This is a genomic window from Stutzerimonas stutzeri (genome assembly GCF_000952685.1).
Classification (GTDB): domain Bacteria; phylum Pseudomonadota; class Gammaproteobacteria; order Pseudomonadales; family Pseudomonadaceae; genus Stutzerimonas; species Stutzerimonas stutzeri_E.
Genome location: NZ_JYHV01000011.1, coordinates 117,273 through 139,474 on the forward strand (window position 1 = coordinate 117,273; position 22,202 = coordinate 139,474).

Sequence of the window (22,202 nt, forward strand, 5' to 3'; positions counted from 1 at the left end):
ACCGTCAGGTATCGATCGGCATGCCGGCCGTGCAGCTGCGTCAGGCCGGGCAGACGCTTTATATGCAGTCTTCCGAACCGTTGCAGGACCATCCGCCGCGCCTGCTTGACCGTCTGTTGCAGTGGGCCGATGAGCGTCCTGAGCAGACGTTTGTCGCCCGCCGCGGTGCGGATGGCGAATGGCAGCGTATCGGTTATGCCGAAATGCTCGGGCGAGTACGCAGCATCGCCCAGTGGCTGTTGGGCTTCGAGCTGTCGGTCGAGCGGCCGCTGATGATTCTCTCAGGTAACGATCTGGAGCATCTGCAACTGGCCTGCGCCGCCTTGTACGCCGGCGTGCCCTATTGCCCGGTGTCGCCGGCCTATTCGCTAGTGGCCCAGGATTACGCCAAGCTGCAGCACATCTGCTCGCTGCTGCAGCCGGGGCTGGTGTTTGCCGCTGACGGGCGAGCCTTCGCTCGCGCCATTGAGGCGGTGGTGCCGGCCGACACGCCGCTGGTGCTGACCGCGGGCGAACTGGCGGGGCGCGACTGTCGGTCGTTCGCCAGTCTGCTGAACGCACCGGACTGCAATGAGGCTGATGCGGCCTTTGCGGCAACCGGCCCCGATAGCATCGCCAAGTTCCTCTTTACCAGCGGTTCGACCAAGCTGCCCAAGGCGGTGATCACCACCCAACGCATGCTCTGCGCCAACCAGCAGATGCTCCTGCAGACCTTCCCGGTGTTCGGCGAGGCGCCACCGGTACTGGTCGACTGGTTGCCGTGGAATCACACCTTTGGTGGCAGCCACAACGTCGGCATCGTCCTGTACAACGGCGGCACCCTGTATATCGATGATGGCAAGCCGACTCCGCAGCATTTCGCCGAGACCTTGCGCAACTTGCGCGAGATCTCCCCGACCGCCTACCTCACCGTGCCCAAGGGCTGGGAAGAGCTGGTTGCCGCCCTGGAGATGGATGCCGAGCTGCGCGAGATGTTTTTTGCGCAGATGAAACTGTTCTTCTTCGCCGGCGCCGGGCTGTCGCAGGCAGTCTGGGATCGCCTCGACGAAGTGGCCGAGGCGCATTGCGGCGAACGGATCCGCATGATGGCCGGGATCGGCATGACCGAGACCTCGCCATCCTGCACTTTTACCACCGGGCCGCTGTCCATGGCCGGCTATGTTGGCCTGCCGGCGCCGGGCTGCGAGGTCAAACTGGTGCCGGTCGACGGCAAGCTCGAAGGGCGTTTCCGCGGTCCGCACGTGATGCCCGGCTACTGGCGTTCGCCTGAGCAGAGTGCAGCGGTCTTCGATGAGGAGGGCTTCTACTGCTCTGGCGATGCCTTGAAGCTGGCTGATCCCAGGCGCCCGGAGTTGGGCTTGATGTTCGACGGCCGCATCGCTGAAGACTTCAAGCTCAACACCGGGGTGTTCGTCAGTGTCGGCCCGTTGCGTACGCGGGTGATCATGGCCGGCGCGCCCTATATCCAGGATGTGGTGGTGACCGCACCGGACCGCGAGTGCATCGGTTTGCTGGTATTCCCGCACCTGCCGGCCTGTCGCGAGCTGGCCGGTTTGTCGTCCGAGGCCACGGTTGAGCAGGTATTGGCCGCGCCGCGGGTCCGGGACTGGATGGCCGAACTGCTCGCGCGCCTCAATCAGCATGCCACCGGCAGCGCCTCGCACTTGGCCTGGGCCTGTCTGATGAGCGAGCCGCCGTCGCTGGACAAGGGTGAAGTCACCGACAAGGGATCGCTCAATCAGCGGGTGATCCTCGACTGCCGCGCTGCGCATATCGAGGCGTTGTACCGTGGCGACGATCCACAGCGGGTCACGGCGGAGCGGGGTGCATAAGCGCTGGGCGAGCCAGCGGGTGGGGTTGTCGGGTTCGCCGACATGAGTAGCGACCGTAGACGCACACCCCCGGATTGCCTTCGGGCTACAAGCGCGCTCCCATTGTAAGCGTGGCTTGGCCGCGATCGGTGGTAGGTCGTGCTCGCGCCCCACGCGCTCAGACGGCGGCTGGCTCGTCTTACCGATAGATCTTGTGCAGTAGCTGCAACAGTTGCTGGCGTTCGGCGTCGTCGAGGGCGGCGGTCGCCTCGCGGTCGCTTTGTGCGGCTACCTCCTTGAGTTGCTTGAGCAGGGTTTCTCCGGCCTTGCTCAGGAAAATGCCATAAGAGCGTTTATCCGGTTTGCAACGCACTCGTAACGCCAGGCCAAGCTTTTCCAGTTTGTTCAGCAGGGTGACTACCTGCGGCGGCTCGATGGCAAGAATCCCCGCCAGGTCGGTCTGCATCAGTCCTGGGTTGGTCTCAATGATCAGCAGGGCGGAAAACTGCGCGGGACGCAGGTCGAAGGGGGCCAGTTGCTCGACCAGCTCCTGCGCGACTTTCAGCTGGGCGCGCCGCAGGGCATAGCCGATCAGTTGATCCAGCAGCGGCGCATTTTGCACCGGAGTCGTACTGCTCTGTTCCGGAGCGGGAGGGGCTTTCTTGGCCATTGGCTGGGACCGGGTACTCGCTAGAAATGGAATATAGGGTACTGATTAATAAACCTAATCAGTTTCGCACCGACAGGCCGGTTCTGGCCAGTTTCCGATTTCCGTAATGCGGCATATGGCGCTTGGAGTTTTCGGGTCGTAATTTGCCGTTCGCCGGGCGGCGCTGCAGGTGGCTGTTTTTAGCTCATCCGTAAAAAGCTAAGAAAGGAAGTTCCTCGCCTTTGCCGTACGGCACTGTAGAGCCGCTGGGGCTGCGTGCTCATCTAGCTATTTAGTGCTGACTGATAACGATCCCGAACCTAGCTGGCCAAAGGAACAAGGTCGATGCTTTCTGTTGCACGGCCTGTAACTCACTTGGTGGGTTGCAGGCCGTGCAGCAAATTCGATGGGTGTCGCCTGATTCCAGTAAAAGGGTTTCGTACGGCGGACGCTTTAGGCCTGCACGGCTGCGGAAGACTGCTGTGCAGCCTTTTCCCGATCGCGCAGCAGGAAGCGCTGGATCTTGCCGCTCGGGGTTTTCGGAAGCTCGGGGACGAACTCGATCTCGCGCGGGTAAGCGTGGGCGGACAGCCGCTGCCGCACATGTTGCTGCAGCTGTTCAGCCAGCATGGCGTCGCCCTGGTGGCTGGCATGCAGCACGACGAAGGCCTTTACCAGTTCGGTGCGTTCCGGGTCGGGCTTGCCGATGACCGCCGCTTCGATCACGGCTGGGTGCTCGACCAGTGCGCTCTCGACATCGAATGGACCGACGCGGTATCCAGAGGTGGTGATCACATCATCGGCGCGGCCGACGAAGCTGATGCTGCCATTGGCATTCAACTCGACGGTGTCGCCGCTCAGGTAGTAGTCGCCGACGAATGCTTTGGTCGGAGTGCCCGCATAGCCTGAGAACCAGAGCAGCGGCGAACGGCGGCGGTCCAGCGCCAGTATTCCCGGCGTGCCAGGTTCCAACTCACGCTGTTGGTCGTCCAACACCACGACGCGATGCCCGGGCATGGCATATCCGGCGGTGCCGATGCTGACCGCGTGGCTCAGGGCGTGGTGATTGCACAGCACCATGCCCAGCTCGGTCTGGCCGTAGTGATCGTGGATGGTGCAGCCGAGGCCGCTGCTGAACCAGCGGATCACCTCGGGCGTGAGCGGTTCACCGGCGCTGCTTACGGCACGCAGGCGGCCCTTGATCCTGCCTTCCACTTCGTCGCGGGCCGCCAGCAACAAGCGGAATGCGGTAGGTGAGCCCGCCATGTTGGTGATGCCGTATTCGCTTATCACACGGCAGGTGCTATCGACCGTGAAGCCGCCTTCGTAGAACACTGTGGCGTGCCCCATGGCGAGCGGTCCGGTGACGGCGTAGTACAGGCCATAGGCCCAGCCTGGATCAGCGATGTTCCAGAAGTTGTCATCGGGACGCAGATCGACCGCATCGCGCATGTAGGTGACGAAGGCGACGATGGCCTTGAGCGGCACATACAGTTGCTTCGCCGGCCCGGTGGTGCCGGAGGTGAACATCGCCAGAAAGGGCGCCTCGCCACTCAGCAGTACCGGCTCGAATTCGGGCGACTGGCGATTCACCTGGGTCCAGAAGTCTTCGGCACCGTGGCCGACCACCAGCCGGCGCGGTGCCGCCGCGATGGCGTCCAGCTTCTCGTTGTTACCGGCATCGGTGACGACCATCTTCGTGCCGGATTCCGTGATCCGATGCTCGACCGCTTTAGGGCCGAAGGCAGTAAACAGCGGCTGATAAATGGCGCCTACACGCCAGGTGCCGAGGATGGTGATCAGCAGCTCAGGTGTACGTGGCAGCAGACCGGCAACCGTATCGCCCGGCCCGATGCCATGGCTGTGCAGGAGATTGGCGAAGCGCGCGGCCGCTTCCTTGAGTTGTGCGAAGGTCCAAATGGCTCGCTGGCCGTCGCGCCCCTCCCAGATGAGCGCGATTTTGTCCGAATCGGCGTGGCGGTCGCAGCACTCGACGCAGGCATTCATGGCCGATAGATCGCCGGACAGGATCGCCGAGACGGTCTGGTGATAATCGAACTCGCTGGCCGCGGTGGCGTAGTCGCGCATGGCTGGCTCCTGGCTTCTTGTTATTGGGGTGCCTCGGATATTGGCTCCGCGTCCCGCACGCAACAATGGCAAAAGCCACCAACCTGGATGAGCGGTTTGGACAAGCGTCGCTGACAGAAACGAGGGGTCGGGTTCCGGGCTCGGGTCTCAGCGTAGCAGCCGGGTGACATGGCGATTCCGTTGTCGGCTTTGGCTTGCGAAGCCGGCGTGCCGCCTTCAGGTCATGTCGCGGTCAGCTGATCCGATCCGTTCGTCAAGCGCACCTCAAGGCGCCCTGGATACAGCCGATAGCTGTGTTACGGGCTCAACCCGCAGTTGGTGCGGTTTTACGTCCGGAAAGCCCGATCTGACAGACCTCCTTGCAGGTGCGTTGAATGAACATAAAACAAAAATTGACATGGGCCTTCGCAGCAATTGCCTGCGTGCCCATGGTTCTGGTTGCGGCGGTGGTGATCACGCATCTTCGCAGCCAGGCGATGGTGGGATTCACCGATAACAGCACGCGCGAGATTCGACAGATCGAAACGGCGATGAAGCTGTTCTTTGAAGGAATTTCACAAAACGTCGACTACTTGGCGAAGCATCCTGAGATCGTCCAGGCTCAAGGCCTGAAGAGTTATATCGCGGCAGACGCGGCCAGTCTTCCGTTGCCAGAGATCAACCAGCGCGTGCTGGATATATTCACGCACTTCGCCGAGACGCATCCCACAACGGCTTACCTTTCGCTTGGGCTCGTTGACGGGGGCTATGCGATCTGGCCGGACGATTCGAAGCTGCACAGCTACGACCCGCGCGTTCGCCCTTGGTACAAGGCGGCGATGGCCGAGCCAGGCAAGACGGTTCGTTCGAGTGCGTATTACTGGGCTCCGGACGACGCCGTGCTCATCGGCACGGTGCGGACCGTTCAACGTAGCGGCCAGCCGGTCGGTGTGGTGGGGCTTGACGTTTCCCTTAAGCAGCTGACTGACTTGATCAAGCAAATCAAGCTTGGCAAAAGCGGTTATCTCATGCTCGTGGAGAAAGGCGGCAACGTGCTCGTCGACCCGAGCAACGCGGAGCACAACTTCAAGCAACTCTCCGAGCTCGGTGCCGGCTACGCTGAGCTCGCCAAGGCAAACGGCACCGCCGAGGTAGAACTCAACGGTAGCGTCTACATGGCTAACGTGTGGTCGTCCGAGACGCTGGGTTGGCAGTTCATCGGCCTCATTCAACGCGATGAAGTTATGTCCACCGCGAACCGGCTGACCTGGCTGACCGCGGGCGTGGCGATTGTACTGGCCGTCGTGTTCGCATTGCTCGGCGCGGCGTTTGCCGGCCTGATCGCGCGGCCGATCCGCAGCGTCGCCGGTGGGCTCGAAGGTATCGCCCAGGGTGAGGGTGACCTCACGCGTACCCTGGAGGTGCGAGGGAAGGATGAAACAGCCCTGCTTGCCCGCTGGTTCAACCAATTCCTCGGCGCGATCCGAGAGCTGGTACAGCGCATCGGCAGTGCCTCGGCGTCGCTGCAAACCGCTTCCGAGACTGCCACGCGTGTCGCCGACGATATGAACGACGCAGCAGGTCGGCAACGCGAGGCCGTGGAGCTTGTTTCGACGGCATTCAACGAAATGGTCGCCACGTCGAACGAAGTGGCGCGCTCTTGCAGCCAGGCGGCAACGTCTGCGGATGAGGGGCAACATCAGGTCTACGAAGGTCAGCTGCAGATCGACGATGCGAGCGGAAGCGTTACCCAACTGAGCGAAAGCCTTCTGCGGTCGATGCATGCGATGAAAGAGCTGGAGCAAGACAGCCAGAACATCAACGCCATCCTGGATACCATTCGGTCGATTGCTGATCAGACCAACCTGCTAGCACTCAATGCGGCTATCGAAGCCGCGCGCGCAGGCGAGCAGGGTCGAGGATTTGCCGTCGTGGCGGACGAGGTGCGTGCGCTGGCTAAACGCACGGCGGATTCCACCGGCGAAATCGACTCGCTGCTCGGCGGACTTGCTCGCCGGACGCAAGGCGTGAGCAGCGAAATGCAAAGCAGCGTTGAAATATCCAAGTCCAGCGTCGAGCGAATCCATAAGGCACGGGAAAGCTTTGAGCGCATTCGTGGATCGGTCGACCATATCCGGGACCAGAACACCCAGATCGCGACCGCAGCGGAAGAACAGCATCATGTCGCCGAGGAAATTAACCGCCATATCGTCCAGATTCACGAAGACGCTCTGCTGGTGGAGCAACTGGCCGGGTCTTCCATGAGCGACTCGCAACGCCTCGCCCATCTTTCCGGTGAGCTGCAAGGGCTGGTTGGACGTTTCCGGACCTAAGTCCGACGATGTGCGGAATGCTTGGCGCGCTGCCAAGCAAACCCAGCTGCCGCGTGACTGGCCACGCGGCAGGCCATCCAGCGGTTGCGTGCCGGGCGTTCAGGCCCCTGTTTCAAGGTCCATGCGCGGCAAATAATGCGCAGAACAGCCGCCACCGCATCGCAGGTGATCGCGTAGCGTGCGACGGGGTTATGGCTGCTTCAAGTCGCTGCTAACGCCGACTGAGCGGCGTCGGTCACGGGGTTTTCCGATAGAGAGGGTCCATCCGTCGATCCAGTCTGATTTCCTTCGAAGGTCGGTGCCCGAAGTACTCGGTGTAGCACTTGCTGAAGTGGCTCGATGTCACGAAGCCGCATGCCAGGCCTACCTCGATGACTGAAAGCGAAGAGTGCTGCAGCAACCGTCGAGCCTCCGTTATACGAAGCTCGAGATAGTGGCGCTGAGGCGTGGTGCCGAGCTGCTCGCTGAAGAGCCGCTCGATCTGCCGACGAGACTTACCTGCGTAGTGGGCAAGCTGATCAACCTGCAACGGGTCTTCCAGATTGGCTTCCATCAGGCTGATCACTTCCTGGAGGGAGGGCGAAAGGTTTCGGTAGCGCGCACCGGTGACCGCACGCACACGGGTCATGTCGAACGCCAGGATATCGACGACTCCGTTCACCAGCCCGCAGCCGTACAGCCCCCTGATCCACTCCAAAAGCATGTAGAACGCGCCGTTGGGGCTGGCGGCCGTCAACCGGTCTCGATCAACCATGTGGGTGACATTGGTGACCTGGGTAGTGGGCGCTATTTCAGTCAGCGCCAGACGCTGTTCCGGATGGATTGCGCAGCGGTATCCGTCAAGTAAGCCGGCTTCGGCGAGGAACCAGGCGCCGTTCCATAGTCCTCCCAGCGCCACGCCCTGGGCCGCAGTCTTCTTCAGGATTTCGCCCAGCTGCCGCGTCATGTTGCATGGGGTTCGCAGGCCGCCGCAGACGATCAGCGCATCGAGCTGCGCCGTGTTGGCAGCATCTATGACTTGGTTGACACCAATCGGTATCCCCAGATCACTCAGGACATCCTCCTCCGTCAGGCCGAAGATGACGAACTCGAAAGCGTGGGCTTGGATAAGGTTGGCGGTGACCAGCGTGTCGAGCGATTGGGTGAAGGAGGGTAGCGAGAAGTTGCTGAGCAGCAGGAAACCGACTCTCGACGTGGTGCCTTCGAGACCTTCGTCGTGTCGTGCAGGCTTAATGTTTCGGCCCTGCAAACTGTCACTGAACGTGCGCGTGGACGTCATGGTGAACCTTTACCCTAAGAACCCAGGGGCTGACCGCTGGCATGGCCCGAGCCAGGCTGCATACGGATTGGGCGGCTTCGCTCGAAAGTGATCCGATGGTGCAGGGGCGCAGTGCCGAAGAACTTGCGGAATCGACGATCGAATGCGGATAGCTTTTGAATCCAGTAGCCAGGGGCAACCTCAGTCAGCGACCTGTTGCTTTTTGTAGTACCAGCTGACGGGCTCGTGTCAGCCTTTGCTCAAGATAGTAGCGCGTCGGGGGCGCACAGATGAAACGGAAGAGGCGACGTTTCAGCTGCCGTCGCCAGACACCTATGCAGGTTGTGATCTCGTCGACGCCAGTAGCTCCTCGATGTTTTGCCACAGTTCGAGGTCGACTTCTCGCGATTGTGGCGGAGTCGGGGCCCGGTCTGGGTGAATGGAAAAGACGTCGACACGCCAGCGGGGCCGATTCGTTGCGGCGGGGCTTCCGCTGCCGATTGGCAGCGGACGTTCCGGTAAATGAATCGCAGAAGGGGGGAGGACCTGTGATCAACCGAGCGCTACGGCGGGGCGGGCGCTAGGCAGCCGGAACATCAGAACGACGCAGGCAGCCGCAACGAATACCACGGCGTAAGCCATATATAGCTGGTTCGGGGTCCAGTTGGCGTCGATCAAATGGCCAGCGACTAGCGGCGAAAGGATTGCACCGATACGACCGATACCGATGCCCCAGCCCACACCGGTAGCCCTCACTGACGCGTCATAAACCAGCGGCGAGGTGGCATACAACCCGGCAACACAACCGTTGGCGAACAGGCCAATCAATGCGCCAATGACGAAAGCGGCGGTCAGATGAGATGTCGTGCCCACGAAGACGGCCAGCAGAATCGCGGTCACGATCATGAACAGCGCAAGAATGTGGTGCAGCCTGAAGCGAGCCGAGGCGAGGCCGAGCAGGGTTGACCCGAATATGCCGCCTACGCTCAACAGCACACCGCCGGTCACACCCTGCTCTGCGGAGAGACCTGCCGAGACAAGCAGTTTCGGCGTCCAGCTCATGACGAAGTAGAAACCGAACATCACCAGAAAAAAAGCGACCCACAGCAGCAACGTGCTGCTCAGCAGATCTGGTGCGAACAACCGCTTGAAGGTGCCGCCGGCGGTGGTGGGGGGTTCGCTGGCTACCGGCATCGAGCCGAGTGGCGCCTGCCCGAGGCGCACGGCCAGCTTATTCAGGCGCTCCAGTGCGCCGGCGGGGCGACGGGAGATCAGGTAATCGATGGACTCCGGCAGGCAGAGGATCGTCAGCGGAATGGCCACCAGCGTCGCTGCGCCTCCGAACATGAACACCGACCGCCAGCCGAACTGGCCGAGCAGATAGATCGCGATCATGCCGCCACAGGTTGCGCCCAATGCGTAACCGGTCGACTGCAGGCTCACTGCCAGACCGCGCCAACGCTTGTTCGAGTATTCGCTGGCGATGACGTTGCTGCTGGCCAGGATCCCGCCGATTCCCAGGCCGGTGATCATCCGCAGCAGGCCCAGCTGGGTTGGGCTCTGGCTGTAGGCAGCCAGGATCATGCTGACGCCGGAGATGGCCAGACACAGTAGGATCAACGGGCGGCGTCCGAAGCGGTCGGCCCAGGGGGCGATGAACAGAGAGCCGCCTGCCATGCCGAACAGTCCGGCGCTGAGCAGCATGCCAATCTCAGAACCGCTCAGGCCCCACTCGGCGGATACCGATGCCGCGGTAAAGGCCATCACCAGTACATCGAAGCCGTCAATCATGTTCAGTACGATGCAGATGCCAATGGCAGTCCACTGGAAGCGGTTCATCGCACCGGCATCCACGGCTTGACGCAGTTGGTTGTTCATAGGGGGTTCTCCGTCAAAGGGCCGAGCCGAAACGGCGATGCGAAGAAACAACCTGCAAAGGCGGGTAGGTGAAGCAAAGCGCAAGACGCAGCATGACGGTCAGTCCTCGTGATTATTTTTGTAATGCGAGGCTAACTTTCCACTAATGGATCCATTGAGCAATAACCGAAGACGACATCTGTTCGGTAAACGAACGGATCATTCTCCTGAGGATGATTGCGCGAGCCTTGCTCGGCGTCGCTGAGGATTCTGATAGAGGGAGTGACGCTGGCGACATGGTGTAATGCTGCAGGCCAAGCAGAAGCCGTTGGTCTTCGAGGTTCTCGCTAACGCAATGATCGATGCGAATGGCGGCTCTGATCTTCATCCAGCTTTACGGCAATGGTTTTCTTTTGTTGGATCCAATAGCCGGAAAGCATAGAAGGCCTCCGATGGCTTCTGGAGCGCTTGGTATGAGTGAGTTGCTGCGCGCAGGCGGACATTTCTCTTAGATACGGCAGGCTCGGACAGCACAAAGCCCTGGGTACGGGCTCTATGCGCCGGGGGATTTGAACCCCATAATTTGCTCCGCTTTACGTCGCAGAGTCCGGCGTTATGGGCGTTTGCGCCTCGTGTTCCCAGCATTGCTTAGCGATGATCGGCAATGATCTCGACACTTTTTTGACACATAGGGGCTGTGCCTCTAGAGATATCCTGATTTAAGCTACTCGCCACCGCCCTTCCTTCGAAGAAGGCACCAGACCGCGCCGAGCAAAATACAGGCAAGCGATCTATATTTAAAAGGAGTTATTAATGAAAAAGGAATTTTGGGCTACCTCTAAGTCCGCAAAGATAATGCAAATAGCTGGTTGGGTGTTTATCCTGGTCCTGCCCGTTTATGGTGTAACGAAAGTTGGTTTGGGCATGCCGGCGCTAATGTTCATAGCTGTTGTGTCAGGGCTGCCAGGTGTCTATTTTTTACACGCAAGCAGAAAACTAAAAACCGAGGCAATCATCCTTCTAACTGATTCAGATATAACTATACGGACGCCTTTAAATAAAACAGTCACGGTGCCGTTTTCTGAGATTTGCACGATAAAAGAAGACATGAATCAGGGTGTTGTTCTAAAAGGGAGTGGAAGGTTCAAGGTCACAAGAATTCCTGCAAAGATGCTTTCGTCTTCGGATAGGGCGGATTTGATTTACTGCTTGAATTCTTCTGTCTCGCCCACCTAAGCGTCTATAAATTTTATTTTCAATAATCAGGGTCAAAAGGATTTCACCTTGGAAACAACGAAGAAAGACAAATACATTTCCGCGACTACTCCTCTCCTAATTTTTTTATCAGGCTTGATTGACGTTTGGGTGATGCTGATAGCTCCTGTTATCCTCTATTTCGTTTACAGAAGATTCGCTCTCAGTTACGCGCAATTAACAGCGCTAAAGATCTTTGACTTATCCATTTCTCTGTTGGCGCTGGCCTTTGCCTTGGGGTTGGTAAATTCATCTCTTTTAATTGTCGCGCGTGATTTTCAAGTAGAAATTCCGCTAGTTTCGAGCGGGTTTTCAAAATACCTAATCGGAATTAGTGTGCTTGGCTACTATTTTATCTACCTAATAGTTTTCACGGTGTTATCTTTCCGTCAAAAGATCGCGTCACCTTACTTTTCTTTTAAAATTTTTGAAGCCCTTAGGGGTAAGCGCGTCGTTGCCGGCTAGGGAATGCGATTGGCAGATGGTAGAGAGAGTCGAACTCCTTTTTTTTGCCTTTCAGTGACTGGCAATCTTCAGCTTTGCTGAGCCTGCGGCGTGTGCATGCAGGCTTTGTTCCGCTCTAGACTGCAAGTGTTTTCGACACTTTATCGACACAGTAAGGGAACAAAGGAGGGGCTTGTGACGCCGCGCGGTGCAATCTATGGATTGGGATCAATTTCAAGCTTCTCGAAGCTGGTGTATAAACATGCTGACTGAGGATGGCGAAGCTAGGCCCGGAAGAAGTGAACGCAATTAAGCACCGAGACCGGTCCGCATATTATTTACAATTATTGACTAATTATAGCTATGTGATCTGGAGGAACCGCTCGTATGCCATGGAGTAGCGCACAAATCTTGCATTCCAAACAATATACTTGTGGGCATTGTGGGAACATCATAGCCACAGGAAAAGGATTTGTTTCCGATAACAGTCAGGTAATTTATATTTGCAGTCATTGTGACAGGCCAACACACTTTGATAGGTATGGACGTCAATATCCAGATGTTGCTCCCGGCAATGATGTAAATCATCTACCGGAGAATTTGGCCGCGCTCTATAAAGAGGCTAGGAACTGTGTGGCTGCGTCCTCATACACAGGCGCTGTTCTTCTATGTCGAAAATTGTTAATGAATATCGGGGTCCAGCAAGGCGCCGACGTAGGTAAACCATTTATACATTATGTTGGCTACTTAGCTGACCAAGGATATATCCCTCCGAATGGTCGGGGCTGGGTAGACCATATCCGCCGAAAAGGAAACGAGGCAACACACGAAATTGCTCTAATGGCTAAGCAAGATTGTGAGGATCTTATAGCGTTTTCTGAAATGCTCATGAAATTCATTTATGAATTTCCAAATAAAATTCCACCTGCAAAGTAGTCACATAACAAAACGAACAAGTTTTTCATTTCGCCAACTGGGATGGGCTACGGCCAACCTCAGTTCAGCGTAAGCATTGAAAAAAATGATCATTGTATGACTGCAAAAGGAGGCTGTTAAGTGGCTACCACTATGTACTTTGAAGAAACGATAAAAGATCAAGGTGGAAGGACAGAAATGGATTTGGAAATTGGCCGTTCTTCTTTTTATCCAGAGGACAGTATTTACATAACTGTTGATGGAAAGACTGTAATAATGGATCGAAAAACGGCTAAAAAGTTTGTAGAAGCCGTCAACTCTGTCGGCTTCTACCACGGCTTCGTAGACTAAAATTTTCTCACAGTGCGCAAGTCGCTCATTCCGTTTAAAGGGACGGGCTAAAGCAGCGCTTGTATTCCGTCTCATCGACCAGGGAATCGACCGGCAGACCGACCCGCCCATCGTCGCGCATCAGTGTCCAGATCTGTTCCTGGGAAACCTCGTAAGCCTGCTGGCAAGGGAGCGAGTGGGCGCTAAGAAAGCATTCGAGACCCTGAAGCTATGGGATTGCTGGCCGGTCATCCGCGATCACTACGCCGCCAAGGACATGACCGAGCGCCACCTTTACAAGCACATCAAGGATCTGCTGCAGGAACGCCATGTGAGGTGGGGCAGGGCGATATGATGGCGACTCAGCAAACCGACGATGGGTGCTGGAAAGTCGATGTAGAGCCGATCAAGGGCAAGCGCTTCCGCAAGACGTTCAAGACCAAAGGCGAAGCCCTGCGGTTCGAGGCGACGTGTCGAGCAAAGGTAATCGAGAACCGGGAGTGGTCGCCCAGCACGGCAGATACGCGACGGCTAACGGGGCTAATCGAATCCTGGTATGACCTACACGGCCAATCGCTAAGGGATGGATTGCGGCGTCGTAAGAAACTCGATGCTTTGGCTAAGCGGTTACAAGATCCCATCGCCTCGCGGATCGACCCGCAAGCCTATGCGCATGATCGTCGTGTTCGCCTGGAAGCAGGTGCTTCGCCGAAGACACTCAACAATGAGTTGGGCTATCTGCGCTCGGTATACAACGAGCTAAGGGGACTCGGGGTCATCAAGTACGAGAATCCGCTCGCGCTGGTGAAGCCATTGAAGATCCAGGAACGAGAGCTTTCCTGGCTGACGAACCCTCAGATTGCTGAGCTACTCGATTCGATCCGTAGTGGCTGCGAAAACGCTCACGTCGAACCGGTTGTGTTGATCTGCTTGGCTACCGGTGCTCGATGGTCTGAGGCGGAAAAGCTGAAGGCAACCAGTGTTCGGAATGGCGTCATCACGTTCAGCGGGACGAAAAGCGGAAAGGTGCGGTCGGTGCCGATCTCGGCCGAGCTAGAGAAGCGACTTGCGAAACATTGGAAACAGCACGGTCCCTTCATGCACACGATCACTTCGTTCCGCCGTGCTCTGGCCCGAACGACCATCAGGCTACCGAAAGGGCAAGCCGCCCATGCGCTCCGGCATACCTTCGCCAGTTACTTCATCCAGAACGGCGGAAACATCCTCACGCTACAGAAGATCCTGGGCCATTCGAGCTTGGCCATGACGATGCGGTATGCGCATCTGGCGCCGGATCATTTGCAGGATGCGGTACGGTTGGGACCGGCCTTGTCTTTGGTGGCATAATTCCATTGAAGGAATATTCCATAGGAGCTATATTTCGCATGACTTGGGATGTGGAGTACACCGACGAATTCGGTGACTGGTGGGAGTCGCTCTCGGCTGACGAGCAGGAATCCATCGCGGTTTCCGTGCAGCTGCTGGAAGAACGTGGACCTTCCCTTGGCTTTCCGCATAGCAGCGCTATCAATGGGTCACGCCATGGGCATATGCGTGAGCTGAGAACCCAGCATAACGGACGCCCGATGCGGACACTGTATGCGTTCGATCCCAGGCGTTCGGCGATCTTGCTGATAGGTGGTGACAAGACGGGCGACAACCGCTGGTACGAAATCAACGTTCCGTTGGCGGATCATCTCTACGATGAACACCTGGAACAGATTAAAAAGGAGGGCTAATAGATGGCCAGGAAATTTGCAGACTTGCGCGCGAAGATGTCGCCAGAGGCTCAGGCTCGCGTAGAAGCCAAGGCCCAGAAACTGCTTGCTGAAATGCCGCTGAACGAGTTGCGTCAGGCACGTGGTTTGTCACAGAAAATGCTGGCCGAGCTCTTACACGTACAGCAGCCGTCGATCGCGAAAATGGAAAAGCGCACCGACATGTACATCTCCACACTGCGTAGCCATATCGAAGCAATGGGCGGACAGCTCGAGGTCGTTGCGCGATTTCCGGATGGATCCGTGAAAATCAGCAACTTTGCCGAGATTGAAGTTGCCGCTCAGCAGGCGTAAGTCTTCGACACTCTTTCGACAGTCGCTACGCCTGAAAGCAAAAACCCCTGAAATCACTAGAAAAATCAGGGGTTTAGGTGTTTCGAATTGGTGGAGCCGGGGGGATTTGAACCCCCGTCCGCCAGCTCTCCACTGTCGGTACTACATGCTTAGCCAAATCTACTGAGTTAACTCCGCGCCGCCCGATTGGCAGGGTGCTTGGAGCGAGCTGCATGAGTTTTAGCCGTTACGTCTGCAGCGAACTTGGCGGCGATCCTGTTCTATCTGACAGTCATTTCGGGTTTACAGGCATCCCCTAGTGACCGCTGGCGCCGAAGCGACCAGATGAAGGTTAGGCGGCTAGCGCGTACCCTTCGTAGTTGTCGTCGTTGGCAACTATAAGTTTGCAACAGTGGATTTACGAGTTCTGTTACCAACTCGGCATGCACCTAGAGTTTTGTTACCGGCGTCGAATCCTAATCGGCCCCATGAAGCGTGTCGCAGCCTCATGTGCTGCGCAGTGTACGCCAGAAAGCCTGGTCACGTCGAACGCTTGATCCCTTAGATGGGGGGCCTTTTGTCGGTATTCAAGGGAAGGGGGAAATTGGCAAGGCCAACCGCGGGTGGCCCTGCCGAGGGTGGTGTCAGTTACTGGAACCCGAGCCGGTGCCGCTGCTGCCGGTACTGCCTGAGCTGCCGGGGCCTTCTAGCTCTTGCAGGGCTTTGGTCGAATGCGCGATGCAGGTTTCGGTATCGCCGGATTGCTGGGCTTGACGGGCCTGCTTGATGAGGTCCTCGACTTCGCTGCGTGCCGGCTCGCCGAGCGTCGCCTGGCTGGTGGCCATGTTGTCGTCGATTTCCTGCATGTTCAGCTGGCAGAGATCTTTGTCGGCGGCAAATGCAGCGGGACTGGCGATCAGAGCGGCTGCAGCAAGTAGGGCAAATTTTTTCATGAGATCCTCCAGGGAGTTAACTTCCCGGCGGGCCTGCCTGATTCTGCTATTGCGCGGCAGCGCCGAGGCGAGTCGAGCCTCTATGCAAAATGGGCTCATAACTTCGGACTGCGGCTGCGCTCGAGCGTTTCATCTTTCTGACAGGGACGCTGGCCGAGGACTATCAGGTCGGGGCGGCAACGACTCTGGCCCGGCTATTGCGATTCACGAGATAAACCAGTCCGTGATAATCGATGCCGCCGTGCTGCGACAGGCCGATTTCGCAAGTGCGGCTGGTGGAAATGCCTTCGTCGCAGATCTGTACGGCATCTTTCAGGCTGCGCAGCGCGTGCGCATTGAGCTCGGGCGTGGTGAAGCCTTTGTCGCCGGCGAAGCCGCAACAGTGGATGCCTTCGGGAATCACGACTTCCTTGGCGCAGCGTCGGGCGATGTCGATCAATGCCTGGGCTTCGCCGAGGTGCTGGGTGCTGCAGGTCACGTGCACGGCGATTGGGCCATCCTGTGGCTCGAAGTCCAGCCTGTCGAGCAGGTGGGTGCGGATGAAACGTACCGGATCGAAAACCTGCAGGCGCTCATCCGCCAGGTCCTGAACCAGGCGTAGGGTGCATGGACTGGTGTCGCAATAGATGGGGTCCAGTCCGCCGCGGCTGGCTTTGAGCAGCGCATCCAGGGTTTCCTGACGCTTGCGATCGGCTTGTTCGGCGTAGCCCTTGGAGGCGAATGGCTGGCCGCAGCAAAGACTGTTCAGGTTGTCTGGGAAGACCACTTGATAGCCGGCTTTCTCCAGCAAGACACGGGTGGTGTCTAGCAGCGGTTCCTGTTCCTGGTCACGGGCGGCAGGGCCCATGGCGCGAGACACGCAAGCGGCCAAGTAGACAACGCGTGGTCGTTCGTCTTGCGCCGTGGGTTGGGGCAGGTGCAAGCGTTGCAACGGTTGCGGCATGGCCGGCGTCCATTGCGGCACGCGCCCTTTACTGGCATTGCTGAACGTCGCAGAGGTTTTGCTCAACAGCCGCGTGCCCATCATCAGGTGCGCGCCGTTGGCCACATGCAGCATGAATCGGGTGCCTTGCACGGCGGTGCTGAAGTGATCGGCCAGCCAGCTGGCCGCGCGAGTTTTGTCGGCGTTACGACCCCGCAGTTTGCGCACCAGGTCGCCCGTGTTGATGCTCACCGGGCAGCGCTGGGCGCAAAGGCCCGTGGCGGCGCAGGTTTCGACGCCATGGTAGTCGTAGCGTCGTTCAAGTTCGGCGGTGTCGATGCCGGCGCGCTTTTTCGCCTGAATGTCGCGCCAGACCACGATGCGCTGGCGCGGTGTCAGGGTCAGTCCGTTGGACGGGCAGACCGGCTCGCAGAAGCCGCATTCGATGCATTTGTCGACGATCTCGTCGGCCGCCGGCATCGGCTTGAGGTGTTTGAGGTGGATCTGCGGATCCTCGCTGAGCACGACGTCTGGATTGAGGATGCCCTGCGGGTCGAGCAAACGCTTGATCTGCCACATCAGCTGATAGGCATCGTGGCCCCATTCCAGCTCCACAAAGGGCGCCATGTTGCGGCCGGTGCCGTGCTCGGCTTTCAGCGCACCACCGAACTCCACGGCGACCAGCTGGGTGACGTCCTGCATGAAGGCTTCGTAGCGCGCAACTTGCTGTGGATCTTCGAAGCCTTGGGTGAAGACGAAATGCAGGTTGCCTTCCAGGGCGTGGCCGAACAGGATCGCTTCGCGGTAGCCGTGCTTGTCGAACAGTTGGATCAGACGATTGACGCCTTCGGCAAGGCGCTCGAGGGGGAAGGTCACGTCCTCGATGATGACCGTGGTGCCGGTCTGGCGCACCGCGCCGACAGCGGGAAAGGTATCCTTGCGGATCTTCCAGAGCTGGTTGTAGACCACCGGGTCATCGCTGAAGTCGACCTGCTTTTCCATCGAGAAATGCGCGATCGAGGTCATGATCAGGTTGATCTGCTCATGCAGCAACGACTGGCTGGCCGCGCGTGATTCGATCAGGAGGGCGCAGGCGTTGGCCGACAATCCCTTGACCCACTCCGGCATGCCGACCTTGTTCTCCACCGAACGCAGGCTGCGACGGTCGAGCAGTTCGACTGCCGAGACCGGTTGCTGCTTGAGCACCGGCACGGCGAGGCAGCAGGTTTCGACGTCCGGGAAGACGACCAGGGCGCTGGCCTTGTGCGGGTGGTCCGGCACGGTGTCATAGGTAACCGCGCTGATGAAACCGAGCGTCCCTTCGGAGCCGACCATCAGGTGGTTGAGGATGTCGAGCGGCTCGTCGAAATCGACCAGTGCATTGAGCGAGAAACCGGTGGTGTTCTTCAGCCGGTACTTGTGGCGAATCTTCGCCGCCAGTTCGGCATTCGCACGGGTCGACTGGCCAAGCTCGGCGAGCTGATCGAGCAGCGCCGCGTGGCTTTGGCGGAAAGATTCGACGCTGGAGGGGTCTTCGCTGTCGACCACGGTGCCGTCGGCCAGTACCAGGCGCAGGCCGGCAAGCGTCTTGTAGCTGTTCTGCGCCGTGCCGCAGCACATGCCGCTGGAGTTGTTGGCGACGATGCCGCCGATCTTGGCCGCGTTGATCGAGGCTGGGTCAGGGCCGATCTTGCGCTGGAGGGGTGCCAGGACCGCGTTGGCGTTGGCGCCGATGACGCCCGGCTGCAGGCGGATCCGTTCGCCACCGTTGCGAATCTCGCGGCCGTTCCAGTTGTCGCCCAGGACGATCAGCACCGAATCGGAAATCGCCTGGCCGGAGAGGCTGGTACCCGCGGCGCGAAAGGTCACCGGAACACGCTGTGTGTGGGCCAGTTTGAGCAAACCCACCACTTCGGCTTCGGACTCGACGCGCACAACCAGTTTCGGAATCAGCCGGTAGAAGCTGGCATCGGTGCCGAACGCCAGCGTGGAAAGTGGGTCGTCGAAGCGCCGCTGCGCCGGTATCAACTGTTCGACGGCGACGAGGAAGTCGTTCGGCAGGGCGGCAGGCGCGTTCATGTGGGCTCCAGGAATTCAAGCGGGCCGCGCAAGGAGTCGCGCGGCCTCGTGAGGCTCATTCGACGTGTTTGGTGGTCTGGTACTGGCCCAGTTCACGAACCAGCGAATCGGTGGTTATCTCGCTGATCGACTTGGCGCCGGTCAACACCATGGCCACGCGCATTTCCTTTTCGATCAGGTCGAGCAGGTTGGTTACTCCGGCTTCGCCATCGGCCGCCAGTGCATAGGCGAAAGCGCGGCCGAGCATGACGGTATCGGCGCCCAGGGCGATCATGCGCACCACATCGAGGCCGCTGCGAATACCGGAATCGGCGAGAATCTTCAGGTCACCCTTCACTGCGTCGGCGATGGCCGGCATCGCGCGGGCGCTGGAAAGTACGCCGTCGAGCTGACGGCCGCCGTGATTGGACACGATGATGCCGTCGGCGCCGAAGGTCACTGCGTCGCGGGCATCTTCGGCATCGAGAATGCCCTTGATCACCATTGGGCCGTCCCAGAACTCGCGAATCCACTCCAGGTCTTTCCAGGAAATCGAAGGATCGAAGTTGGCTGCCAGCCAGCCGATGTAGTCTTCCAGTCCGGTCGGGTTGCCCCGATAGGTGGAAATGTTGCCCAGGTCGTGTGGCTTTCCATGCAAGCCCACATCCCAGGCCCAGAAGGGATGGGTCATGGCTTGCAGTACGCGGCGGATGCTGGCATTTGGGCCGCTCATGCCGGAGTGCGCGTCGCGATAACGCGCGCCGGGGGTCGGCATGTCCACGGTAAACACGAGGGTGGTGACGCCCGCTGCCTTGGCGCGCTCCAGGGCGTTCTTCATGAAACCGCGGTCTTTCAGCACGTAGAGCTGGAACCACATTGGCCGCTGGATCGCCGGGGCAACTTCTTCGATCGGGCAGACCGATACGGTGGAAAGGGTGAAGGGGATACCCTTCTTGTCGGCGGCACGGGCAGCCTGGACTTCACCGCGACGCGCGAGCATGCCGGTCAGGCCGACCGGGGCCAGCACTACGGGCATGGACAGGGTTTCGCCGAACAGTTGGGTTTCCAGACTGAGCTCGGACATGTTGCGCAACACCCGCTGGCGCAAAGCGATGCTGGCCAGATCGTCGACGTTACGCCGCAGCGTGTACTCGGCGTAGGCGCCGCCGTCGACGTAGTGGAACAGGAACGGCGGCAGCTTGCGTTTCGCGGCAGCGCGGTAATCCGTGGAGGCAGAGATGATCATCGTTGTTCTCACCAGTTGAAACGAGGTATGTCTCGTGATGCTCCCCATGTCGACGAGGGGCATGATTGTCGGGTCTGGCTTTTTGCCCTGATCGCGCTTTACGCGAAGTGCGCGGTGACGTCGGGCGGGTTCGAAGCGCCGTTGCCCCGAATTTCGTCGGGGCAACGGTTGTACCGGGTTAGACGCCGACGAGCGGGTCCGTCACGCCCATCAGGTAGATCGCCACCAAGCCGATTACGCCTGTGGCCAGCACGTAGTACAGGGTAGGCCAAACGGTCTTGCGCAGGGTGACGCCCTCGCGGCCCAGCAAGCCGACGGTAGCCGAGGCCGCAACCACGTTGTGAATCGCAACCATGTTGCCTGCTGCGGCGCCGACCGCCTGAATGGCCACGACCATGGCGCCGGAAATGCCCAGCGATTGCGCCACGCCGAACTGGAACTGGCTGAACATCATGTTGCTGACGGTGTTCGAGCCGGCGAGGAAGGCGCCCAGTGCACCGACTGAAGGTGCCAGCAGTGGATAGATGCCGCCTACGCTGTCCGCGACGTAGCGAGCCATGGCGATCGGCATGCTTGGCAGATCGCTGGCGTTGACGCCGGAGTTGATCAGGATGCGAACCATCGGCACGGTGAACAGCAGCACGAACCCGGCGCTGAGCAGCACGCCGCTGGATTCTTTCACGGCGGCTTTGAGCTCGGCTGCTCGCATGCCATGCATGAAGAAGGTGATCAGCACGACCGCGACCAGAATGCCGCCCGGCAGATACAGCGGTTCGATGCTGGCGCTGACACCGGTCTCACCGAGGATGTTGGCGAAGGCGATGGACACCGACTTCAGCGCGGCGGACACCTGTGGGAAGACGCGGCTGATCACCAGGATCGCGCCGACCAGCACATAAGGCAGCCAGGCACGGAATGCGCTCATCGGACGTGCGGCAAGGTCGTCGAGCTTCATCTCGATGGTGCCGATCCACTCTGCGGGCCAATCTTTCGCGTCGGCGAAATCCCAAGTGTTTTTCGGGACCAGGAAATTGAAGCGAGCAGCCGTCGTAACGATGGCCAGGCCGACCAGGCCACCGAGCAGCGATGGAAACTCAGGGCCGAGGAATACGCCGGTTGCCACATAAGGAAGCGTGAAGGCGAGGCCGGCAAAGATTGCGAAGGGCATCACCTCGAATCCGGCTTTCCAGCTTTTTTCCTTGCCGAAGAAACGCGTCAGCATCATCACCATGATCAGCGGCATGATCGTGCCGACGATTGCGTGGGTGATCGCGACGCTGCTGGTGATCTGTTGCAGAAAGATCGGCCAGCTGGAGCCCTGGGCGATCAGTTGTGCGCCGAGAGTGGCGGTGTCCAGGCCACTGTTAACGCCGACGATGATGGGGGTACCCACGGCGCCGAACGAGACCGGCGTACTCTGCACCAACATGCCCATCAGCACCGCGGCCATAGCCGGGAAACCGACGGCGACCAGTAACGGCGCCGCGATGGCGGCAGGGGTGCCGAAGCCGGATGCGCCCTCGATGAAGCAGCCGAACAGCCAGGCGATGATAATGGCCTGGATACGACGATCGGGACTGATGGTGGTGAAGCCCGCGCGGATGGCGGTAATGCCGCCGGAGTGCTTCAGGGTATTGAGCAGCAGGATCGCACCGAAAATGATCCATAGCAGGCCGAGAGTAATGACCAGGCCTTGTAAGGTAGAAGCGATGATGCGGGTGAAGCTCATATTCCAGATGAACAGGCCGATCGCGGCCGTGAAGATAAATACAACAGGCATGGCGCGGCTGGCCGGCCAGCGCAGACCTATCAACAACACTGCAGCGAGCAGAATCGGGGTAAAGGCGAATAGGGCGAGCAGTCCGTTGGACATGTCAGGCTCCCATGGTCGAGTTGAACGAACGGAAGCCCGAGCGGACCGGTGATGAGCAGATGGCTGGAGACCGCATTCAGTAGTCCTCTTATTGTTGGATGCGCTTCGATGTAAAGTGGTATTACCAATTTACAGCGAAGTTCGGCCAGCGTAAGAGCTCTGTCCTGTCTGCGTCAATTAG

The 22,202-nt window shown here is 59.1% G+C and carries 17 protein-coding genes, 1 other RNA gene and 1 pseudogene; 10 read left to right on the forward strand and 9 right to left on the reverse strand.

What is annotated here, in order from left to right; genetic code table 11:
- The first annotated feature begins 20 nt into the window (after positions 1-20).
- Positions 21-1,832 carry a feruloyl-CoA synthase gene (locus tag UF78_RS04400; RefSeq protein WP_080890555.1) on the forward strand — a complete coding sequence of 604 codons (1,812 nt, stop codon included), beginning with the start codon at positions 21-23 and terminating at the stop codon, positions 1,830-1,832.
- A 178-nt stretch (positions 1,833-2,010) separates the two neighbouring features.
- Here the strand turns inward: UF78_RS04400 and UF78_RS04405 are convergent, their stop codons facing one another.
- Together UF78_RS04405 and UF78_RS04410 are read right to left on the reverse strand one after the other, a co-directional pair.
- Entirely contained in the window at positions 2,011-2,481 is a 471-nt protein-coding gene (locus UF78_RS04405) for a MarR family winged helix-turn-helix transcriptional regulator (RefSeq protein ID WP_045160821.1), read from the reverse strand.
- A 432-nt stretch (positions 2,482-2,913) separates the two neighbouring features.
- On the reverse strand, positions 2,914-4,548 hold the full coding sequence (locus UF78_RS04410; protein ID WP_045160822.1) for an AMP-binding protein: 1,635 nt from the start codon (positions 4,546-4,548) through the stop codon (positions 2,914-2,916).
- Between the two features lie 374 nt (positions 4,549-4,922).
- On the opposite strand from UF78_RS04410, the gene UF78_RS04415 reads away from it, so the two are divergent.
- Positions 4,923-6,860 carry a methyl-accepting chemotaxis protein gene (locus tag UF78_RS04415; RefSeq protein ID WP_045160823.1) on the forward strand — a complete coding sequence of 646 codons (1,938 nt, stop codon included), beginning with the start codon at positions 4,923-4,925 and terminating at the stop codon, positions 6,858-6,860.
- Positions 6,861-7,095: 235 nt separating this feature from the next.
- Here UF78_RS04415 and UF78_RS04420 read toward each other — a convergent pair whose 3' ends face one another.
- Both UF78_RS04420 and UF78_RS04425 read right to left on the reverse strand, forming a co-directional pair.
- Positions 7,096-8,139 carry a GlxA family transcriptional regulator gene (locus UF78_RS04420; RefSeq protein WP_045160824.1) on the reverse strand — a complete coding sequence of 348 codons (1,044 nt, stop codon included), beginning with the start codon at positions 8,137-8,139 and terminating at the stop codon, positions 7,096-7,098.
- A gap of 531 nt (positions 8,140-8,670) precedes the next feature.
- Positions 8,671-9,996 (reverse strand): MFS transporter, encoded by a 1,326-nt coding sequence (locus UF78_RS04425; protein WP_045160825.1) that lies wholly within the window; start codon positions 9,994-9,996, stop codon positions 8,671-8,673.
- A 792-nt stretch (positions 9,997-10,788) separates the two neighbouring features.
- Here UF78_RS04425 and UF78_RS04435 point away from each other — a divergent pair.
- From UF78_RS04435 to UF78_RS04460, 8 genes and pseudogenes are all read left to right on the forward strand, one after another.
- Positions 10,789-11,211 (forward strand): hypothetical protein, encoded by a 423-nt coding sequence (locus tag UF78_RS04435; RefSeq protein WP_045160827.1) that lies wholly within the window; start codon positions 10,789-10,791, stop codon positions 11,209-11,211.
- A gap of 48 nt (positions 11,212-11,259) precedes the next feature.
- Positions 11,260-11,694, forward strand: a complete 435-nt coding sequence (locus tag UF78_RS04440; protein ID WP_045160828.1) for a hypothetical protein — start codon at positions 11,260-11,262, stop codon at positions 11,692-11,694.
- 366 nt (positions 11,695-12,060) lie between these two features.
- Positions 12,061-12,609 (forward strand): DUF4145 domain-containing protein, encoded by a 549-nt coding sequence (locus UF78_RS23085; protein ID WP_230623568.1) that lies wholly within the window; start codon positions 12,061-12,063, stop codon positions 12,607-12,609.
- Positions 12,610-12,729: 120 nt separating this feature from the next.
- Entirely contained in the window at positions 12,730-12,939 is a 210-nt protein-coding gene (locus UF78_RS04445; RefSeq protein WP_155397599.1) for a hypothetical protein, read from the forward strand.
- 130 nt (positions 12,940-13,069) lie between these two features.
- Positions 13,070-13,273 (forward strand): annotated as a pseudogene (locus tag UF78_RS22530) (hypothetical protein); the annotation flags it as partial.
- The gene (locus tag UF78_RS04450) at positions 13,273-14,265 is read left to right on the forward strand and encodes a phage integrase (protein WP_045161094.1); all 993 of its coding nucleotides are present in this window, start codon (positions 13,273-13,275) and stop codon (positions 14,263-14,265) included. The pseudogene UF78_RS22530 and the gene UF78_RS04450, both read left to right, overlap by 1 nt.
- Positions 14,266-14,303: 38 nt before the next feature.
- Positions 14,304-14,657 (forward strand): type II toxin-antitoxin system RelE/ParE family toxin, encoded by a 354-nt coding sequence (locus UF78_RS04455; RefSeq protein WP_045160830.1) that lies wholly within the window; start codon positions 14,304-14,306, stop codon positions 14,655-14,657.
- A gap of 3 nt (positions 14,658-14,660) precedes the next feature.
- Positions 14,661-14,990: an XRE family transcriptional regulator gene (locus tag UF78_RS04460; RefSeq protein WP_045160831.1), complete on the forward strand. Its 330-nt coding sequence runs from the start codon at positions 14,661-14,663 to the stop codon at positions 14,988-14,990.
- A gap of 88 nt (positions 14,991-15,078) precedes the next feature.
- Here UF78_RS04460 and ssrA read toward each other — a convergent pair.
- The 5 genes from ssrA to UF78_RS04480 all read right to left on the reverse strand — a co-directional run bounded on the left by ssrA (position 15,079) and on the right by UF78_RS04480 (position 22,021).
- Positions 15,079-15,457: a transfer-messenger RNA gene (gene ssrA, locus UF78_RS22535) on the reverse strand.
- A 156-nt stretch (positions 15,458-15,613) separates the two neighbouring features.
- Positions 15,614-15,922 (reverse strand): hypothetical protein, encoded by a 309-nt coding sequence (locus UF78_RS04465; RefSeq protein ID WP_045160832.1) that lies wholly within the window; start codon positions 15,920-15,922, stop codon positions 15,614-15,616.
- 163 nt (positions 15,923-16,085) lie between these two features.
- A complete protein-coding gene (locus UF78_RS04470; RefSeq protein WP_045160833.1) occupies positions 16,086-18,923 on the reverse strand; it encodes an FAD-binding and (Fe-S)-binding domain-containing protein in 2,838 nt (945 codons plus the stop codon).
- Between the two features lie 55 nt (positions 18,924-18,978).
- Positions 18,979-20,148, reverse strand: a complete 1,170-nt coding sequence (lldD, locus tag UF78_RS04475) for an FMN-dependent L-lactate dehydrogenase LldD (RefSeq protein ID WP_045160834.1) — start codon at positions 20,146-20,148, stop codon at positions 18,979-18,981.
- A gap of 178 nt (positions 20,149-20,326) precedes the next feature.
- Positions 20,327-22,021 (reverse strand): L-lactate permease, encoded by a 1,695-nt coding sequence (locus tag UF78_RS04480; RefSeq protein ID WP_045160835.1) that lies wholly within the window; start codon positions 22,019-22,021, stop codon positions 20,327-20,329.
- Between the last annotated feature and the right edge of the window lie 181 nt (positions 22,022-22,202).